This window comes from Nocardiopsis sp. TSRI0078 (assembly GCF_001905145.1).
Lineage (GTDB): Bacteria > Actinomycetota > Actinomycetes > Streptosporangiales > Streptosporangiaceae > Nocardiopsis.
In genome coordinates this window covers 30813-49326 of record NZ_LWLB01000006.1, presented here as the reverse complement: position 1 = coordinate 49326, position 18514 = coordinate 30813, and the positions used below count along the sequence as shown (strand labels likewise).

Below are 18514 nucleotides of genomic sequence, written 5' to 3'. Positions count from 1 at the left end.
CACGACAGTCCGGGGCCCTCCGCGGTCAGCCCATGCGCCGGTGCTGGTCCTCCTCCTTCGACGGTCCGGGAACGGTCGGGGAGATCAGCGGCCCGGGCAGGGAGGGGTCGACGACCCCCTCCTCCAGCCACGTGTAGGCGTCGTCCATCAGGCGCCGGGACAGCCTGCCGTCCACGGTGTCGGTGTTGGACCACAGTCCCTCGAAGAGGGTGTCGATCCTCAGCCGCGACTGGCGGCAGAACACGTCGGCCAGTTCGAGGGGGCCGCTGCCGCGCTCGGGGCGGGTCCCGGCGTCGTCGTGGGCGCGCACGACGACCGCGCTCATCGCGAACAGCTCCGCGCCGATGTCCACGATCCGGGCGAGGAAGCCCTGCTTGACCTCCAGGCGCCCCTGCCAGCGCGACATCCCGTAGAACGTGGACCTGGCGAGCCTGCGGCAGGTGCGTTCCACGTACCGCAGGTGCGCGGCGAGCGGTCCGAACTCGGTGAACGCCGACGGCACCTGCCCCTGGCCCACGGCCAGGGCGGGCAGCCACCTGGCGTAGAACCCGCCGGCCCTGACGAGGGCCCTGGCCCTGTCGGCGCGGTCGGCCTCGGGGTCGATGATGTCCCCGGCCACCGACAGGTGCGCGTCCACCGCCTCCCGGGCGATGAGCAGGTGCATGATCTCGGTGGACCCCTCGAAGATCCGGTTGATGCGCAGGTCGCGCAGCAGCTGCTCGGCGGGGACGCCGCGCTCGCCGCGCTCGGCCAGGGAGCCGGCGGTCTCGAAGCCGCGCCCGCCGCGGATCTGCACGAGTTCGTCGGCGATGGTGTACGCGTGCTCGGACGCCCACAGTTTGGCGATGGCCGCCTCGATGCGGATGTCGTGGCTCTTGTCGTCGGCCATCTGGCCGGCCAGGTCCAGCATGGCCTCCATGGCGTAGGTGGTGGCGGCGATGTAGGAGATCTTCTTGGCGACCTCCTCGTGCCTGCCCACGGGGCGGCCCCACTGGACGCGCTCGCGGGACCACTCGCGGGCCACCTTGGTCGCCCACTTGCCCGCGCCCACGCACATGGCGGGCAGGGAGAGCCGGCCGGTGTTGAGGGTGGACAACGCGATACGCAGCCCGTGCCCCTCCTCGCCGATCCGGTTCCCGGCGGGGACCCGCACCCGGTGCAGTCGGGTGAGGCCGTTCTCCAGACCGCGCAGGCCCATGAACCGGTTGCGCCGCTCCACGGTGATGCCGGGGGAGTCGCCCTCGACGACGAACGCGGTGACGCCGCCCCGGTGACCGGGGACCTCGGGCACCCTGGCCATGACCACGAGCAGGTCCGCCACCACCCCGTTGGTGGTCCACAGCTTCACGCCGTCCAGCACGTACCCGTCCCCGTCGGGCGTGGCGGTGGCGTGCAGGCGCGCCGGGTCGCTGCCCACGTCGGGCTCGGTGAGCAGGAACGCGCTGATGTCCCCGCGCGCGCAGCGGGGCAGGAACCTGCGCTTTTGCTCCTCGGTGCCGAACATGGAGACGGGCTGCGGGACGCCGATGGACTGGTGGGCGGAGAGCAGCGCGCCGATCGCGGGGGAGGCCGAGCCGACCAGGGTCAGGGCGCGGTTGTAGTGGACCTGGCCGAGTCCGAGCCCGCCGTACTCGACGGGGATCTTCATGCCGAAGGCGCCCAGCTCGCGCAGGCCGTTGACGACCTCGTCGGGGATGCGCTCCTCACGCTCGATGCGCTGGGAGTCGATGCCCTCGCAGAAGGTGCGCAGGGACTCCAGGAAGTCCTCGCCCCGGCGCCGTGCGTCCTCCCCGGGCCTGGTCAGGGGATGGATCAGGTCCAGGCGCAGCCGCCCCAGGTACAGCTCCTTGGCGAAGCTGGGCCGGTGCCACTCGCTCTCCCGGGCCTGCTCCGCCACGGCGCGGGCCCGTCGTTCGTCGACCTCGGGAGTGGTGTTGGTGTCGGGTCCGGCGGTTGACATGCGCGCTCTCACCTCGCCGAGGGGGGGAGTTGTGTGTGGTCTGCATCACAGGGCTACCCGTTGGTACCGCCTCTACGCGTGGGCGATGCGCTCCTCGCGTACCGAGGGCGGGCAAAAAACCTTTGGCCCAATGCGAACCTCCGGAGGGGTGTGGCCGTCCAACAGGGCGCGACGGAAACCACCGAGCATGTGCCGGGAGTCGCGACGCCCCGGTGCGGAGGACGGCCGCACCGGGGCCCCGCCCGCTCCGCGCCCCCGAGGATCGGGGCACGAATGGTCCCTTCCTCGTATTCTCCCCTCCGGGAAGGTCCGCGTTCCCGTTGTCCACAGGCCCGTTTCCCCGCTTCCCTCGTTCCGTGCCCACCCGCGTGGCGGAGTGTCCTCCCGCCGCGCCAGGATGTCGGCCATGGACAGTTTCGAGGAGTACCGTGACTCGGCCCGCCGGAGCGGCGTACCGAAGCACGCCATCGACACGGCACTGCGCCTGGCCCGCCCCCAGATCGCGCTGAGTCCGACGGACGAGGGGGCCGGGGTCCTCGTCGGGCGCTACGGGGGCCTTCCGTCCCTTCCCCCGGACGTCGCATGGGACGGTGCCCCGGACTTCGTCGCCTCCGTCGACTGCGCGGCACTCCCGGGGGGCGCGCTCGACATCCCGCTGCCGCGGGACGGGCAGCTGCTGTTCTTCTCCGCCAGACGCGACCCCGAGGGGGCCGCGGGCGGTGTCGTCGTGGTCCACGTTCCCGCCGGGACGGCGACGGCCGAACGGATCCCCGAGGAGGGCACCCCCCCCGCACGGACCCGCACCCCCTCTACGCCCGGTTGGCCTGGAGCATGCCGATGAGCAGCGACGGCGCCGTCGTCGCGGACGGGGAGACGGAGCGGGTCTACCGGGATCACCGGTTGCAGGACCACGACCGGGCGGAGCACGTGGGCCGGGCCGACCTGCTCCTGGGCGGGTACGCCTACTCGCCGCAGGACCCTCCCTTCGTCCGGACCCCGTCGGACCACGGCCGGGACGGAGGGGAGTACGTGCTGCTGGCCCAGGCGAACTACGAGATATTCGGTTCCCGGGCTGGACCGGGACCGCGTTCTGGATCATGTACCGCCACGACCTTGAGGCGATGGACTTCGCGAAGGCGATGGGCGGGGTGCTGACCTCTCACCCCTGACGGACACGCGGGGTCGGCCCCTGGCGAGGCCGGTCCCGTCACCGCCATGGCCTAGCCTTTTGCTGTGCGTATCGCGACATGGAATGTGAACAGTGCCCGGGCCAGGGCCGAGCGGATCGGCGCCTGGCTGGACCGGAGCGACGTCGACGTCCTCGCCATCCAGGAGACCAAGGCCCGGGACCACCAGTTCCCCGAGTCGGTCTTCACCGACCGCGGCTACGAGGTGGCCCACCACGGCCTGTCCCAGTGGAACGGGGTCGCGATCGCCTCCCGCGTCGGCCTGGAGGACGTGCGGATCGGCTTCCCCGGCCAGCCCGGCTACGGCGACCCCGAGGAGGCCGAGGCCCGCGCCATCGGCGCCGTCTGCGCGGGCGTGCGGGTGTGGAGCCTGTACGTACCCAACGGGCGCGAGGTCGACCACCCCCACTACCACTACAAGCTGCGCTGGCTGGAGGCACTGCGCGAGGCGGGCACCGCGGCCCTGGCCGCCGACCCCCATGCGCAGATCGCCTACGTCGGCGACTTCAACATCGCCCCCAAGGACGACGACGTGTGGGACATGGCCGAGTTCGAGGGCAGCACCCACGTCACCGAGCCCGAGCGCGCGGCCTTCGACAAGCTGGTCGGCGCGGGGTTCGAGGACGTCGTGCGCTCCCATGCCCCGGGCCCCGGCGTGTACACCTACTGGGACTACAAGGGCCTGGCCTTCCCCAAGCGCAAGGGCATGCGCATCGACTTCGTCCTCGCCTCCCCGGCGCTCAGGGACCGCGTGAGCGGCGCGAGCATCGACCGCGAGGAGCGCAAGGGCAAGGGCGCCTCCGACCACGCCCCGGTCATCGTGGGGCTGGACGGCGACGACGGCGGGTCCGCGCCGAAGAGGGCGGACTCGTGAGCGCGGCGCCGCGCGTCGCGGTCTTCGGCAGCGTGAACATGGACCTGGTCGCCTACGTCGACCGGGTGCCCGCCAGCGGTGAGACGGTCACCGGAACGGCCTTCCGGCAGGTTCCCGGCGGCAAGGGCGCCAACCAGGCCGTCGCCGCCGCCCGTGCGGGGGCCGACGTGGCCTTCCTCGGCGCGGTGGGCGGGGACGCCTTCGGCGAGGAGCTGCGCGCCAACCTCGTGGACTGCGGTATCGACGTGTCCGGGCTGCGCACGGTGCCCGGGGCGTCGGGTGTGGCGCACATCGTCGTGGACGGCGGTGGCGGCAACTCGATCATCGTCGTCCCGGGGGCCAACGGCGAGGTCGCCGGCGTGGCCGGGGGCGACGCGCGGATCATCGAGGGCAGCGCCGCCCTGCTGCTCCAGCTCGAACTGCCCATGGAGGCGGTGGTCTCCGCCGCGCGTGCCGGACGCGAACTGGGCGTCCCGGTCTACCTGACCCCGGCCCCCGCGCGTGAGCTGCCCGACGAGCTCCTGGAGTCGGTGGACGTCCTGGTGCCCAACCAGCACGAGGCGGCCGCGATCACCGGCCGCACCGACCCGCGCGGGGCGCTGTCGGCGCTGCTGGAGCGGGTTCCGGAGGTGCTGCTGACCCTGGGCGGGGACGGTTCGCTCCACGGCCGTCGCGGCGCCGAGGCGGTGCACGTTCCCGCGCGCCGCGTGGAGGCGGTGGACACCACGGCGGCGGGCGACACCTTCTGCGGTTCGTTCGCGGTCGCCCGGGCGGAGGGCCGCGGTCCCGAGGAGGCGATGCGGTTCGCCGCGGCGGCGGCCGCGCTCTCGGTCCAGCGGCACGGGGCGAGTTCCTCGATGGCCACCCGGGACGAGGTGGAGGCGCTGCTCGGCGGCTGAGGACCGCCGTCCCGCGTCCCCGTCCCCTTGCGGAGCCGGGGCCCTTCCCACGGTTGCGCGGCACCGGGCCGTTCGGGCACACGTTCCTCAGGACGTGTGCCCGATCTGCCTGAGGAACGGGGCGGGGTCCTGGTCCTGGACGCGGACCTCCAGCACGATGTCGACCGTGTCGCCGACCATGCGGCCGCCCCAGGGCAGCGGCCCGCCGTCGCCCACGCCGAAGTCCGCGAGGCTGATCCGGGTGGTGGCGGAGAAGAAGTGGCCGTAGGTGTCCTCAGGGGACACGTAGTCGGGGGCCTCGCCCACCCAGTGGGAGTCGAGGACGGCGGGCGCGGTCGTCCCGTGGATGGTCAGGTCGCCGTGCAGGCGGAAGGCGTTCCGGCCGCGTCCGCCCGGTTCCGTGCCGGTGGACACGAAGCGGATCTCGGGATGGCGGTCCACGTCCAGGAAGTCGGCGGAGCGCAGGTGGGCGTCGCGCGCCTCCACACCGGTGTTGACGCTGGCCGCGTCGAGGACCACCTCGACCTTGGACTCCGCCGGGTCCCCACCGACGAGGACACGGCCCCAGGCCCGTCCGAACGTGCCCTGGACCCGGCCGAAGCGCAGGTAGCGGGCGACGAAGATCAGGCTGGAGTGCAGCGGGTCCAGATACCAGGTGCCCGGTCCGGGGCCGCCCTCCGCGGGGGTGGATGTCATAGCCGGTTTCTCCCTTTTGTCTTTTTTGCGGCTTTCGTCCACACCTTAGGTCTGGCGCTCCCCCGGAGACCGGGGTTCTGGGGCGGTCTGGTACGAGATCTTCGACTCGGTCCCCGGGAGGGCGCCGGGATCCCCTCCGCCAGGGGGAGAACACCCCGTGTGAGATCCGTCCGGCGCTCTTTTGGCGGACGGAGCCGGCCATACCGGGAAGGCCGCCCGGCACACGAAGAAGGCCGGGGCGGCGTGGCCCCGGCCTTCTCGGAACGCGTACGTGTCCCCTCCCGGCTGCTACATGTGCTCGGGAGCCTCCACGCCCAGCAGGTCCAGGCCCCGGACCAGGACCCGGAAGGCCACCGAGACCAGCGCCAGGCGCGACTCCCGGTCGGCCCGCGTCTCGGCGGTCAGCACCGGGCAGTGCTCGTAGAACGCCGTCAGGGACTGCGCCAGCTCGAACAGGTACGTGGACAGCCGGTGCGGCTGGAGCAGGTCGCCGACCTGCGCCACCACGGCGCCGAACTCCAGCAGCTTGAGCGCCAGGGCGCGCTCGGCGTCCTCGGAGACACTGATCTCGCCCCTGGCCTCGGACATGTCCAGGCCGCCCTTGCGGAAGATGGAGCGGATCCGGGCCTGCGCGTACTGGAGGTAGGGGCCGGTGTTGCCGGTCAGGGCCAGCATCCGGTCGAAGTCGAACGTGTACTCGGTGTCGTGCGCCACCGACAGGTCGGCGTACTTCACCGCGCCGATGCCCACCTGGCGGGCGATCCCCGCCTGGCTCTCGGCGTCCAGGTCGGGGCGGTTCTGCGCGACGACCGCCGCGGCCCGCTCGACCGCCTCGTCCAGCAGCGCCACCAGGCGTACCGGGGCGCCGCTGCGGGTGCGCAGGATCTTGCCGTCGCTGCCGAGCACGTTGCCGATCTGCACGTGGACGGTCTCTACGCCCTCGGGAAGCCATCCGGCCTCACGGGCGGTGGCCCACACCATCTTGAAGTGCATGGCCTGCGGCGCGCCGACCACGTACAGGATGCGGTCGGCCTTGAGGTCGTCCACGCGGTGGCGGACGGTGGCCAGGTCCGTGGTGGCGTAGCCGTAGCCGCCGTCGCTCTTGCGCACGATCAGCGGGACGGGCTTGTCCTCGCGGCCGGTGAAGCCCTCCAGGAAGACGCACAGGGCGCCGTCGCTGACCTCGGCGATGCCCTTGGACTCCAGCTCGTCGCACACGTCGGCGAGCATGTCGTTGTAGGTGCTCTCCCCGGCGAGGTCGTCGTCGGTGAGGGTCACGCCGAGCTTGGTGTAGACCTTGTTGAAGTAGACCTTGGACAGGCCGACGAGCTTGCGCCACAGGCGCAGCGTCTCCTCGTCGCCGCTCTGGAGGGAGACCACGCGGCGCCGGGCGCGCGCGGCGAACTCGTCCGGGCCGGGGCCTGAGGCGTCGAACTCGGTGCGCGCCGCCTGGTAGAAGCTGTTGGGGTCGGTGGTGAGCAGGTCCGCCTCGGGGGAGTCCTCGCCCACCTCCAGCAGGTGCTCGATGAGCATGCCGAAGGGGGTGCCCCAGTCGCCGATGTGGTTCTGCCGGATGACGTTGTGCCCCAGGAACTCCAGGGTGCGCGCGAGCGCGTCGCCGACCACGGTGGTGCGCAGGTGCCCGACGTGCATCTCCTTGGCCACGTTGGGCGCGGAGTAGTCCAGCGGGATGTTCTGGCGCTCCTGCTCCGGGACGCCCAGGCGCGGGTCGTCGAGGAGCCGGCGGGCCTGGTCGGCGATCCAGTCCTCGCGCAGGGTCAGGTTGATGAAGCCCGGCCCGCTGACCTCGACGCCGCGGCAGACGTCGGCCACGTCCAGGTGCTCCATGATCGCCGCGGACACCTCGCGCGGCTTTCGGCCCAGTCGCTTGGCGAGCGCGAGCGCGGCGTTCGCCTGGTAGTCGGCGAACTGGGACGGGCGGATGACGGGGTCGGTGTCGGCGAACTCGGGGCCGAATGCGGCGCCGAGAGCGGACTGGACCCGTCGCGAGAGTACTTCCTGCGGGTCGGCCATGCACTCCAGCGTACCGACCGGCGGCGCCCTCCCCGCCAGGTTCCGGGTCGGTGCCGTCCGGCCGTTCCGCGCGCCCGCGGTGGAGTGGGGATCCGTCCCACGGGCTTTGATCTGTGCGAAGGAACGCAAGTACGTTCTACGGCGGTCGCCGCGCATGTCCGTCCAACACAGTGGAGCATCTTCCATGGCACCCGCCGAGCTCGACACAGTCAACAGCGCAGCCGTAGGCCAGGTGGTAGCCCTGCCCGCGTGGTTGCAGGGCAACGTCGACCTGCTGGTCGGGGTGCCCGTGCGGATCCTTCTGATCGTCGTCGGTGCGCTGATCGTCCGGGCTCTGGCCAGGCGCGCGATCTCCCGGCTCGTGGAACGCGTACTGCGGCCGGGCGAGGGGCGCGACGGGCGGGGCCGTCCCGCCCGGGGCCCCGCGGTCCTCCGCCGCGACCCGTCCCGGTCCGATGAGCGGCGTCGGCAACGCGCCCGCACCATCGGCTCGGTGCTCAGCAGTTTCGCCACGATCGTCATCGTGGCGACGGCGCTGGCGATGGTGCTCGCCGAGGTCGGCATCGCCCTCGGCCCGCTGCTGGCCAGCGCGGGCGTGGTCGGCCTGGCGATCGGCTTCGGTGCCCAGAGCCTCGTCGCCGACTACCTGTCCGGCCTGCTCATCATGGTCGAGGACCAGTACGGCGTGGGGGACTTCGTCGACCTCGGCGAGGCGGTCGGCGAGGTCGAGAGCGTGGACCTGCGCCTCACCCGGGTCCGCGACATCAACGGCGGCCTGTGGTACATCCGCAACGGCGAGATCCAGCGGGTGCGCAATGACAGCCAGGACTGGGCCCGTGCCGTCCTCGACGTGTCCGTGGCCTACGAGTCCAACCTGGAGACCGTCTACGGCGTCCTGGAGAAGGTCGGCCGTGACATGCGCGAGGACCCGGAGTTCCAGGCGCTGCTCCTGGAGGACCCCTCCGTCTGGGGTGTGCAGTCCCTGGACGCGGACGGTGTCGTCGTGCGCCTGGCCGTCAAGACCGTTCCGCTGGAGCAGTGGGCGGTGACCCGTGAGCTGCGCCGCCGCGTCAAGGCGGCGCTCGACTCCTCGGGCATCGAGATCCCGTTCCCCCAGCGCACCGTCTGGATGCGGTCCGGCGACGGCAGCGCCGCCTGAGGGGCCCTCTCCCGTGGCGCCGGATCCCGGCGTTCCTCTCAGGAGGCCGGCACCTCCACAGGTGTCGGCCTCCTCCGCTGTGACGTGGCCACCGTGGCCGCGGGTTCTGACTCCTGAGGTGCGGGGACCACGGTCACGGCCGGCCCGGCCACGGACAGACGCGGCGCCTGCCGGCCGGCGCCAGGGGGAGGCACCATGACCGGGCTCTGGCCTGGTCCGCCCGGCCCCGGCCCTCACCCCTCCCCGGTCTGGTCGCCGCTCCTCTGCGCGGGTGCGTCGGACTGGGCCAGGCGGTGCAGCCAGTTGGGCGGGCGGGTGTGCACCCGGCGCCTGATCTGCTCGCCGATCCGGCCCCCCGCCAGGTCGTGCGCCAGCTGGCAGGCGCGTGCCACGCCCTTGGCCCGGCTGTCCCCGTGCGCGATCACCACGGTCCCGTTCAGGCCCAGCAGGGCGGCGCCGCCGTAGGTCTCGCTGTCCAGCCGCTCGCGCAGCCTCGTCAGGGCTCCCCGTTGCAAGAGCGCGCCCGCCTTGGCGAGTGTCGTGGAGGTGAGCGCCTGGCGGACCGCCTCCATCGCGAACGTCGCCGTGCCCTCCACCGACTTCAGCGCCACGTTCCCGGTGTGGCCGTCGGTCACCACCACGTCCACCTTGCGCGCCAGCAGGTCGTGGCCCTCGATGTTGCCCCGGAAGTCCATCCCCGGGGAACTCTCGGCGGTGGCCGCCATCAGCTCCGTCGCCCTGCGCACGAGCTTGTTGCCCTTGCCCGGCTCCGATCCGATGGTCAGCACCCCCACACGCGGGCGCCGCACCCCGAACGCCGTCTGCGCGTAGGCGCAGCCCAGGTGCGCGAACTGCACCAGCATCTCCGGCTTGGCGTCGGCGTTGGCCCCGGCGTCCACCATGATCGTCGGAGTCTCACCGGTCGGCAGGGTCACCGCCAGCGCCGGGCGCAGCACCCCCGGCTGTGTGCGCAGCCGCACCGTGGAGGTGGCCACGATCCCGCCGGTGGACCCGGCCGAGACCAGGGCGTCGGCGTCTCCCCGGCGGATCAGGCGGCAGGAGACGGCCGCGCTGGAGCGGGGCCGCCGCCAGCTCGCCAGGGCGCCCTCGTGCATGGCCAGGTCGTCCTCGGCGTGCACCACGGGGATGTCGCGCAGCGCGCCCTCCTCGGCGAGCAGCGCGGCGATCTCGGCCCGCCGGCCCACGAGCAGCACGCGCAGACCGAGCTCGCGGACGGCGAGCACGGCGCCGCGCACGATCTCGACGGGGGCGTTGTCCCCGCCCATCGCGTCAACGGCGATGACCGGAGGGGACGTCCGGCGCGCGGCGGGTGCCTCCGCGACGGGTGCCTCCACCTCGGGTGTACCAGTCAACTGTTCCCTCACGGGTGTGGTGGGTGGATGCGTGCGCGCGTTCCGCGGTTTCCGTACGGGCGGGCGCCGCCGCGGCGCGGCGGGGGCACGCCTGAGCCGTACGGGAGGTGTGGTGACACGGTACCGGGTCGCGCGGAGGCGGCGCCGTCAGACACGTTCGTGCACGCATGTGAGGATGCTTCCCGTATGTCCAGGTCAGTCCTGGACTTCCTGCATGATGGATAAAAGCCCTCAAACGGGGTATAACCGCTCGCTGGCCTGGGGTCTCATCACGCTCCGGGTGCAGGCGACAACCACATCGATTCCCTTCTGGCGGTCCCACCAGTGCACCCGTACACCGGAACCGCCGGATCAGGGCTGCCCTGTTCGACCTCCCCGGGTGGCCCTGCACACATGCAGAGAGGAGAGGCGTGAGCGTTACGCCAGACGCGACACAGTCTCCGTCCGCCGGACGTCGGTTCCGTGCCTACACGACGAAACACCTTGACGATCTCACCGCGCGAGCCGGTCTCGCGGCCGATGAGCGGCTCGCGGTGCAGGCGGTGGCCACGGTGCTGCCGTTCCGGGTCAACAGCTACGTCGTCGACGAGCTGATCGACTGGGATGCCGCTCCTGACGATCCGATCTACCGGCTGGTCTTCCCCCAGGCCGACATGCTGCCCCAGGACGACGTGTCCAGGATCGCCGACCTGTTGCGTTCTGGTGCCTCGCGCAAGGAGCTGAACGAGGCCGCCAACCAGGTGCGTGCCCGACTGAACCCGCACCCCGCGGGCCAGATGGACCTCAACGTGCCCAAGACGGGTAACGAGGAGCCCATCCCCGGCGTCCAGCACAAGTACAAGGAGACCGTGCTCTTCTTCCCCAAGCAGGGGCAGACCTGTCACGCGTACTGCACGTACTGCTTCCGCTGGGCCCAGTTCGTGGGCGACGCGGACCTGAAGTTCGCCTCCAGCGAGATCGACCAGCTCGTCGAGTACGTCCGCTCGCACCCCGAGGTCACCAGCGTCCTGTTCACCGGTGGCGACCCGATGATCATGGGCGAGGGGGTGATCTCCAAGTACATCGAGCCGCTGCTGGAGATCGAGCACCTGGAGGCCATCCGCATCGGCACGAAGGCGCTGGCCTACTGGCCGCAGCGCTTCGTCACCGACCCGGACGCCGACGACACCCTCCGCCTGTTCGAGAAGGTCGTCGCCTCGGGCAAGAACCTCGCGTTCATGGCCCACTTCTCCCACCCGAACGAGATGAAGCCCGAACTCGTGCAGGAGGCGGTGCGCCGCGTCCGCGCGACCGGTGCCGTCATCCGCACGCAGGCGCCGCTGATCCGCACGATCAACGACGACCCGGCCGTGTGGGAGGAGATGTGGCGTACCCACCTGCGCCACGGCATGGTCCCGTACTACATGTTCGTCGAGCGCGACACCGGCCCGCAGGACTACTTCGCGGTGCCGCTCGCCGAGGCCTACGACATCTTCCGCGACGCCTACAAGAAGGTCTCCGGTCTGGCCCGCACGGTGCGCGGGCCGTCGATGTCGGCGACGCCGGGCAAGGTGTGCATCGACGGCGTCACGGAGGTGGCGGGCGAGAAGGTGTTCGTCCTGCACTTCATCCAGGCGCGCGACCCGGAGCTGGTCGGCAGGCCCTTCTTCGCCCAGTACGACGAGAAGGCCGCGTGGCTGTTCGACCTCAAGCCCGCCCTGGGCGCGACCCACCTCCCGTGGGAGGTGCCGCCGACCGACGGCGGAGGACTGGTCGACCCCACGCGCCTGTAGCGCGTCCTCCGGACCGCCGGCCGCCTCCTTCTCGGACCGCCGCCGCGTTCTCGCCGTCCCAGGGGAATTGGAGCGTCCCTGGGGCGGGAGGCGCCCGAACGCGGTCCCGGGGCGATCGGTGGTGGAGTCAGGGCCCCCGCGCGCGCCGCGCCGGGGGCCCGGACTCCACGGGTCCACACAACGGAGCCCGGCACCGGGACGGTGCCGGGCTCCGCTCGCGTCCGCGTCGTGGACGGAGAGGCCGCCAGGCGGATCGGGCGGCCATCGACGGGACGGCTCCGGGGGTGGTTCAGGGGTGGGGGTGCCAGGCCCGGGGCAGGCGCCTGGGGTCGGATCTCCGCGTGCTCGCCGGATCCCGCCTAGCGCAGGAGCGCGTCGAAGTCGCCGGTCTTGGCGCCGCGCACGAAGGCGTCGATCTCGGCCGGGGTGTAGACGAGTGCCGGTCCCTGCGGGTCCCGTGAGTTTCGCACGGCGATGTCCCCGTCCGGAAGGGCGGCGACCTCGACACAGTTTCCGTCCGGGTTGCTCCAGCTGCTCTTGGTCCAGACGACCTTCGGCAGACGGCTCGCGGGAACACCGTTGTAGATCGGATACATCTCAACCTCCTGGAACTCGGGGGACTCGTGAGCGGGGTGTCCACACGCGGCCGTCCAGACCGCCGCGCCCGTCGTGTCGAACCACCGGGGCCGCCGGTGGACGTCGACCTTCGGGCATGGGAGGCCTGTCCCCCGGTGGGCTGTTTCGTACCCGGTGCGAGCCAAAGCGTAGCCCATGCACGTGCATTCGTACTTACCGAGGTAAGTACCTATGCAAGAACGGCGGGTGATGGGAACCCGGAACCGCATGTCAGGCCTAACGCGGCGGGGTGCGGGGAGGTTCGGCCCGCGGGGATCGTTTCCCGGTCGTGGCCGGAGGCGGCCACATGGGAACCCCCATGGTGGGCGCACAGCGAACGCCCGGGCGCTGAGAGCGACCAGGCGTGGGGGGAGGAAGCGGCGGGGGAGCGTCCGGCGGGTCCCGAGGCGGGGACTCCGTTCAGGGGCTCGGGAACCGGCGGCGGGGGTGGAGGGGGTGGGGGAGGCGGGACCGGCGAGGGGTCAGGAGTAGCGCTCCAGGAAACCGCGGAGGATGCCCTCCGTGGCACCGGGCGGCGGCGCCTGGGTGGCGAGGTGGTCCATCGTCTGCGCGTAGCGGTGGGTGTCGTCGTACTTGTCGAAGTACAGGGCGCTGTTCAGCTGCTCCAGGTAGACCACGTCGGGCAGGTCGGTGGTGGGGAAGCGCAGGATGCTGAACGGGCCGCCCGCGGCGGGGTGCCCTCCCATCGCGAAGGTGGCGATCTGGATGGTGATGTTGGGGCGGCGGGCCACCTCCAGGAGGTGCTCGATCTGCCCGCGCATCACCTCGGCGCCGCCGTAGGGCCGGTGCAGCACGGCCTCGTCGATGACCGCCCACAGGCGCGGAGCCTCCGGTTCGACGAATCTGCGCTGGCGGTGCATGCGCATCTGCACCCGGCTGTCGATGTCCTCCTCGGAGGTGGCCGTCCGGGACAGGCGGATGACCGAGCGCGCGTAGTCCTCGCTCTGGAGCAGTCCGGGGACGAACTGGACCTCGAAGGTGCGGATGACCGACGCGGCCTCCTCCAGGCCCACGTACACACCGAACCACTGCGGCAGCACGTCGCCGTACTCGTGCCACCAGCCCTGGGCGTTGGCGCTGGAGATCAGGCCGAGGAGGGCCTCGCGCTGCTCCGCGTCGTGCACGCCGTAGAGCTTGAGCAGGTCCTCCACGTCGCGGCGCTTGAAGCTGACCTGGCCCAGCTCCATGCGGCTGATCTTGGCGTGGGAGGCGCGGATGGCGTATCCGGCGTCGTGCCGGGAGATGTTCTTCTCCTGCCGCAGACGCCGGAGCTGTGTTCCCAGGAGAATCCGCAGGACGGTGGGGCCGCCGCTGGAATTGGCCAGGAAATCCTGGGTGGCCTGGAGATTCTTGGCGTGATCGGCGACCACATCGCCTCCTGTGTAGCGGCTTTGGCGCGAGCGACCGCTCAGTATACCCAGCGGGTCTTGTTACGGACAGGGGTGTTTGTAGATTGGGTCATGCCCTATGGGAGGTCTTCGTGCTTGGTGTAAACGCGGGTGCCCGTCTGTGAATTCTTGGCAAGGGATCTACCAATAGGGCCACTTCGTCCTATAGTCTAGGCCGGACGTTGATCTGCACGTGCATCTGTGTCTTACAGATGTAAGCCACGATGGCCCCGCGGACAGGGTCACCCGACATCACACTCGTGAGGACCGTGATGAACGCAGAGCTCGTGTCTTCGGAGCTGGAATCCGAGACATCATGGAGCCGCCCCTCCCTCGCCGAGGCGTCCCACGCCCTTCTGGGCGGCTGGTGGGACGACCCGCTGGGCCGCGTGGCCGTCGGGGAGGGCGCGCGGACACGGGACGCCGCCGCCAGGGCGTTCGGGCCGATCCCGGAATCGGTCCGCCAGGCGCGTGAGTTCGCCGCCCTGGCCCTCCGGGAGTGGGGGGTCGCGGACGCGGCGGAGGACGTCCGCCTGATCATCTCCGAACTCGTGGGCAACGCCTGCCGCCACGCCCGGTCCGGGTGCGGCCGGCGCGGGCACGACCGTGTCGTGGTCCAGCTGCGCCACCTGCGGGAGCAGGGGGCCGTGGTGTGCATGGTGGCCGATTCCAGCGAGAAGGCGCCGGTCAGGGTGGACGCCCACCATTTCGCCGAGTCGGGCCGGGGCCTCGGGCTCGTCTCCGCGTTCAGCCGGGAATGGGGCTGGGAACCGGTCGAGGGCCGCGGCAAGATCGTTTGGGCGATATGCGGTGGTGAAGGCTGATCCACACCCTTTAGGTACTCGAAAACGAACGCCTCGCAGCTCCGGGCGACATCGATACGTCTCCCGGGCCGAGTAGGCTGTCAACGCATATCGGCATTTGACCGATCGCGTCTGAGCAGAGTTTCCTACACCCGATCCCGGGAGCGAGGCGTGGCCGTGCTGGACACGGAACAGGACCAGTTCGTCTGTGACGGGATCACCGTCGTCGAGCTGGGCGGCGAGATCGACATCGCCACCGCCGAGAAGGCGTTCACCCGGATCACGACCGCGGCGGCCGACGGCTGCGTGGTCGTCGACCTGTCCGCGGTGGGCTTCATCGACGCCTCCGGCGTCAACGCCCTCGTCCGCGCACTGCATACCGCCACGCAGGCCCAGCACCATCTCCTCCTGGCCTGCCCGCCCCGCCAGCTGTCCCGGATCCTCGACGTCCTGGGGCTGACGGAGGTCCTGCCGACCCATGCCGACGTCACCGCGGCCGTCACCCGCCATGACGGTGTCGGCCACGGGGCCGCGCACTGACGATCGCGCACCGGCAGGCGCCGGCCTCACGGCCGTGGACACACGGGAGGGCGCGCCCGGCGCCGCCGGACACGCCCCCTCGTCGCGGAACTACTCGACCGTGACGCTCTTGGCCAGGTTGCGCGGCTGGTCCACGTCGTTGCCCTTGGCCAGGGCCAGCTCGCACGCGAACACCTGCATCGGGATCGTGGACACGATCGGCTGAAGCAGGGTCGGCACCGCCGGGATCTCGATGAGGTCGTCCGAGTACGGGCGCACCGACTCGTCGCCCTCCTCGGCGATCACGATGGTGCGGGCGCCGCGGGCGCGCACCTCCTGGATGTTGGACACGATCTTGTCGTGCAGCACGCTGCGGCCCTTGGGGGAGGGCACCACGACGACGACCGGCAGCTGGTCCTCGATCAGCGCGATCGGGCCGTGCTTGAGCTCGCCGGCGGCGAACGCCTCGGCGTGCATGTACGCCAGCTCCTTGAGCTTGAGCGCGCCCTCCATCGCCACGGGGTAGCCCACGTGGCGGCCCAGGAACAGCACCGTGTCGGCGTCGGCCAGCGACCGGGCCAGCTCGCGGACCGGCTCCACCGTGTCCAGGACCCGCTCCACCTGCTCGGGCATGGTGGCCAGCTGGGCGATCACGGCGTTGATCTCGTCGCCGAACTTCAGCCCGCGCACCTGGGCCAGGTACAGGCCGATCAGGTAGCAGGCGGCCAGCTGGGTGAGGAAGGTCTTGGTGGCGGCCACGCCGACCTCCGGGCCGGCGTGCGTGTACAGCACGCCGTCGGACTCGCGCGGGATGGTCGACCCGTTGACGTTGCAGATGGCCAGCACCTTGGCGCGCTGCTCGCGGGCGTAGCGGACCGCCATCAGGGTGTCCATGCTCTCGCCGGACTGGGAGATGGCGATGACCAGGGTCTGCTGGTTCAGGATCGGGTCCCGGTAGCGGAACTCGCTGGCCACCTCGACCTCGCACGGGATACGGCACCAGTGCTCGATCGCGTACTTGGCGATCAGGCCCGCGTGGTAGGAGGTGCCGCAGGCGATGATGACGATCTTCTCGACGGAGCGCAGCTCGTGGGGGGTCAGGCGCATCTCGTCCAGGGTGAGCTGGCCGTCGGCCGTCACGCGCCCGAGGAGGGTGTCGGCCACCGCGCGCGGCTGCTCGACGATCTCCTTGAGCATGAAGTAGTCGTAGCCGCCCTTCTCGGCGGCGGAGGCGTCCCAGTCCACGTGGTACTCGTTGACCTCGACGGGGTTGCCGTCGTAGTCGGTGACGGCCACGGAGCCGGCGCGCAGTTCCACGACCTGGTCCTGGCCCAGCTCGACCGCGTCGCGGGTGTGTGCGATGAACGCGGCCACGTCGCTGGCCAGGAAGTTCTCACCCTGGCCGCGGCCGACGACCAGCGGCGAGTTGCGGCGGGCGGCCACGACCAGCCCGGGGTCGTCCACGGAGGTCGCCACGAGGGTGAACGCACCTTCCAGGCGCTTGCACACCGCGCGCATGGCGGCGGCGAGGTCGCCGTGCGCGGCCACCTCGGTGCTGAGCAGGTGCGCGGCCACCTCGGTGTCGGTCTCGGAGAGGAACTTGCAGCCCTGCTCCTCCAGCTCCGCGCGCAGCGCGGCGAAGTTCTCGATGATGCCGTTGTGGACGACGGCGACGCGGCGGTCGTTGTCCACGTGGGGGTGGGCATTGACGTCGTTCGGGGCACCGTGGGTGGCCCAGCGCGTGTGGCCGATGCCGGCGCCGTCCCCGCTGATCGGCCGCTCCTCCAGGGCCTGGCGCAGATTCGCGAGCTTGCCCGCGCGCTTCTCGGCGCGCAGGGTGCCCCCGTCCAGCACAGCCACACCCGCGGAGTCGTATCCGCGGTACTCCAACCTTGCGAGGCCGTCCACGACGACCTGAAGCGCCGGTTGCGGCCCGACGTAGCCAACGATTCCACACATGGGCGCCAGCGTAAGCGAAGGAGTGCGCTGAATCGACCAACCAGTGCTCCATACCACTGGCCGTTTTCGCTGGTAACGGTATAGACCATTTGGTGTATGGGTGTAGACCGCGCAGGTGGGGGGAGTGGCGGGGCGCAGAGTGGAACCGTTCCACGCGTGCGGACCCGGAGGTAAAAAATCTGTCCGGGCATGTCGTGAACGTGTGTTTCGGGGCACATCCGACAACCCGGTCCGAAACTTGGGGGGACCGGCTGCCCGGTGCGGTCGACACCCTCCTCTAGGGTGGTCATTCGTGTCTCACGCGACGAAGAACGGCTTCTCCACGCCGTATGTGGAAATGGACCGGGCGGCCTGGGCGGCGCTCAGGGCCTCCACGCCCCTTTCCCTGACCGAGGCGGACCTCGCCGAGCTCCGCGGCACCACCGACCCCACCTCCCTGGAGGACGTGCGGGACGTCTACCTGCCGATGTCGCGTCTGCTCAACCTGTACGTGGGCGCCACCCAGCAGCGGCACGCCGCGGTACGCGCCTTCCTCGGCGAGTCCGACCGCCCCTCGCCGTTCATCATCGGCGTCGCGGGCAGTGTCGCGGTGGGCAAGTCCACCACGGCGCGCCTGCTGCGCTCCCTGCTCGCCCAGTGGCCCAACCACCCCGACGTGGAACTGGTCAGTACCGACAACTTCCTCCACCCCAACGCGGTCCTGGAGTCGCGGGGGCTGATGCGGCGGAAGGGCTTCCCGGAGAGCTACGACCGCCGGGCCCTGGTGCGCTTCGTGTCGGAGATGAAGGCCGGCGCCGAACGCATCGACATCCCCGTCTACTCCCACCTGAGCTACGACATCGTGCCGGGCGAGCGGCAGACCGTGCGCCGCCCCGACATCCTCATCGTGGAGGGCATCAACGTCCTCCAGCCCGCCACCGCCGGGCGCCTGGCGGTGGCCGACTTCTTCGACTTCTCCATCTACGTGGACGCCAAAGTCGAGAACATCCGCTCCTGGTACCTCGACCGCTTCCGCGAGCTGCGCCGCACCGCCTTCTCCGACCCGCGCTCCTACTTCCACCACATGGCCACCAGCATCGGCGAGGAGGAGGCCCTGGAGTTCGCCGCCAACACCTGGCGCACCATCAACGAGGTCAACCTCGTGGAGAACATCCGCCCCACCCGGGGGCGCGCCACGCTGGTCCTGTACAAGGGCGACGACCACCGCGTGCGCCGGGTGCGGCTGCGCAAGACCTGACTGTGTTTTCTGCGCGCT

Annotated in this window: 15 protein-coding genes; 8 read left to right on the top strand and 7 right to left on the bottom strand. The window is 71.1% G+C overall.

The annotated features are described in order from the left end of the window. Positions 1 to 25: 25 nt before the first annotated feature. On the bottom strand, positions 26 to 1960 hold the full coding sequence (locus A6A08_RS07480; protein ID WP_073701808.1) for an acyl-CoA dehydrogenase family protein: 1935 nt from the start codon (positions 1958 to 1960) through the stop codon (positions 26 to 28). A gap of 406 nt (positions 1961 to 2366) precedes the next feature. On the opposite strand from A6A08_RS07480, the gene A6A08_RS29220 reads away from it, so the two are divergent. The 3 genes from A6A08_RS29220 (at position 2367) to A6A08_RS07465 (ending at position 4920) form a co-directional block, all read left to right on the top strand. Beyond that, positions 2367 to 2801 carry a hypothetical protein gene (locus A6A08_RS29220; protein WP_338013117.1) on the top strand — a complete coding sequence of 145 codons (435 nt, stop codon included), beginning with the start codon at positions 2367 to 2369 and terminating at the stop codon, positions 2799 to 2801. 392 nt (positions 2802 to 3193) lie between these two features. Further along, positions 3194 to 4021: an exodeoxyribonuclease III gene (locus tag A6A08_RS07470; protein ID WP_199866870.1), complete on the top strand. Its 828-nt coding sequence runs from the start codon at positions 3194 to 3196 to the stop codon at positions 4019 to 4021. After that, positions 4018 to 4920: a ribokinase gene (locus tag A6A08_RS07465; protein WP_073701807.1), complete on the top strand. Its 903-nt coding sequence runs from the start codon at positions 4018 to 4020 to the stop codon at positions 4918 to 4920. Before A6A08_RS07470 ends, A6A08_RS07465 begins: the two co-directional genes overlap by 4 nt. An 87-nt stretch (positions 4921 to 5007) precedes the next feature. On the opposite strand, the gene A6A08_RS07460 is transcribed toward A6A08_RS07465, so the two are convergent. Then, positions 5008 to 5616 (bottom strand): YceI family protein, encoded by a 609-nt coding sequence (locus tag A6A08_RS07460; RefSeq protein WP_073701806.1) that lies wholly within the window; start codon positions 5614 to 5616, stop codon positions 5008 to 5010. Positions 5617 to 5904: 288 nt separating this feature from the next. Beyond that, the gene (argS, locus tag A6A08_RS07455; RefSeq protein ID WP_073701805.1) at positions 5905 to 7650 is read right to left on the bottom strand and encodes an arginine--tRNA ligase; all 1746 of its coding nucleotides are present in this window, start codon (positions 7648 to 7650) and stop codon (positions 5905 to 5907) included. 184 nt (positions 7651 to 7834) lie between these two features. On the opposite strand from argS, the gene A6A08_RS07450 reads away from it, so the two are divergent. Continuing rightward, positions 7835 to 8809: a mechanosensitive ion channel family protein gene (locus A6A08_RS07450; RefSeq protein WP_083608963.1), complete on the top strand. Its 975-nt coding sequence runs from the start codon at positions 7835 to 7837 to the stop codon at positions 8807 to 8809. A 233-nt stretch (positions 8810 to 9042) separates the two neighbouring features. Here the strand turns inward: A6A08_RS07450 and plsX are convergent, their stop codons facing one another. After that, complete coding sequence (gene plsX, locus A6A08_RS07445; protein WP_073701804.1) at positions 9043 to 10182, bottom strand: phosphate acyltransferase PlsX; 1140 nt, start codon at positions 10180 to 10182, stop codon at positions 9043 to 9045. A 533-nt stretch (positions 10183 to 10715) separates the two neighbouring features. Between plsX and A6A08_RS07440 the strand changes: the two genes are divergently transcribed. Continuing rightward, positions 10716 to 11954, top strand: a complete 1239-nt coding sequence (locus A6A08_RS07440) for a KamA family radical SAM protein (protein WP_242422167.1) — start codon at positions 10716 to 10718, stop codon at positions 11952 to 11954. Positions 11955 to 12313: 359 nt separating this feature from the next. Here A6A08_RS07440 and A6A08_RS07435 read toward each other — a convergent pair whose 3' ends face one another. Both A6A08_RS07435 and A6A08_RS07430 read right to left on the bottom strand, forming a co-directional pair. Then, positions 12314 to 12550 carry a DUF397 domain-containing protein gene (locus A6A08_RS07435; RefSeq protein WP_073701802.1) on the bottom strand — a complete coding sequence of 79 codons (237 nt, stop codon included), beginning with the start codon at positions 12548 to 12550 and terminating at the stop codon, positions 12314 to 12316. A 501-nt stretch (positions 12551 to 13051) separates the two neighbouring features. Next, on the bottom strand, positions 13052 to 13960 hold the full coding sequence (locus A6A08_RS07430; RefSeq protein ID WP_199866869.1) for a helix-turn-helix transcriptional regulator: 909 nt from the start codon (positions 13958 to 13960) through the stop codon (positions 13052 to 13054). Positions 13961 to 14250: 290 nt separating this feature from the next. Between A6A08_RS07430 and A6A08_RS07425 the strand changes: the two genes are divergently transcribed. Together A6A08_RS07425 and A6A08_RS07420 are read left to right on the top strand one after the other, a co-directional pair. After that, positions 14251 to 14802, top strand: coding sequence for an ATP-binding protein (locus A6A08_RS07425; RefSeq protein ID WP_073701895.1), 552 nt, complete (start codon positions 14251 to 14253; stop codon positions 14800 to 14802). Between the two features lie 150 nt (positions 14803 to 14952). Next, on the top strand, positions 14953 to 15321 hold the full coding sequence (locus A6A08_RS07420) for an STAS domain-containing protein (protein ID WP_073701801.1): 369 nt from the start codon (positions 14953 to 14955) through the stop codon (positions 15319 to 15321). Positions 15322 to 15411: 90 nt separating this feature from the next. Here A6A08_RS07420 and glmS read toward each other — a convergent pair whose 3' ends face one another. Further along, positions 15412 to 17259, bottom strand: a complete 1848-nt coding sequence (glmS, locus tag A6A08_RS07415) for a glutamine--fructose-6-phosphate transaminase (isomerizing) (protein ID WP_073701800.1) — start codon at positions 17257 to 17259, stop codon at positions 15412 to 15414. Between the two features lie 331 nt (positions 17260 to 17590). Here glmS and coaA point away from each other — a divergent pair, with 331 nt between their 5' ends. Further along, positions 17591 to 18496 carry a type I pantothenate kinase gene (gene coaA / locus A6A08_RS07410; protein WP_242422175.1) on the top strand — a complete coding sequence of 302 codons (906 nt, stop codon included), beginning with the start codon at positions 17591 to 17593 and terminating at the stop codon, positions 18494 to 18496. Positions 18497 to 18514: the final 18 nt, after the last annotated feature.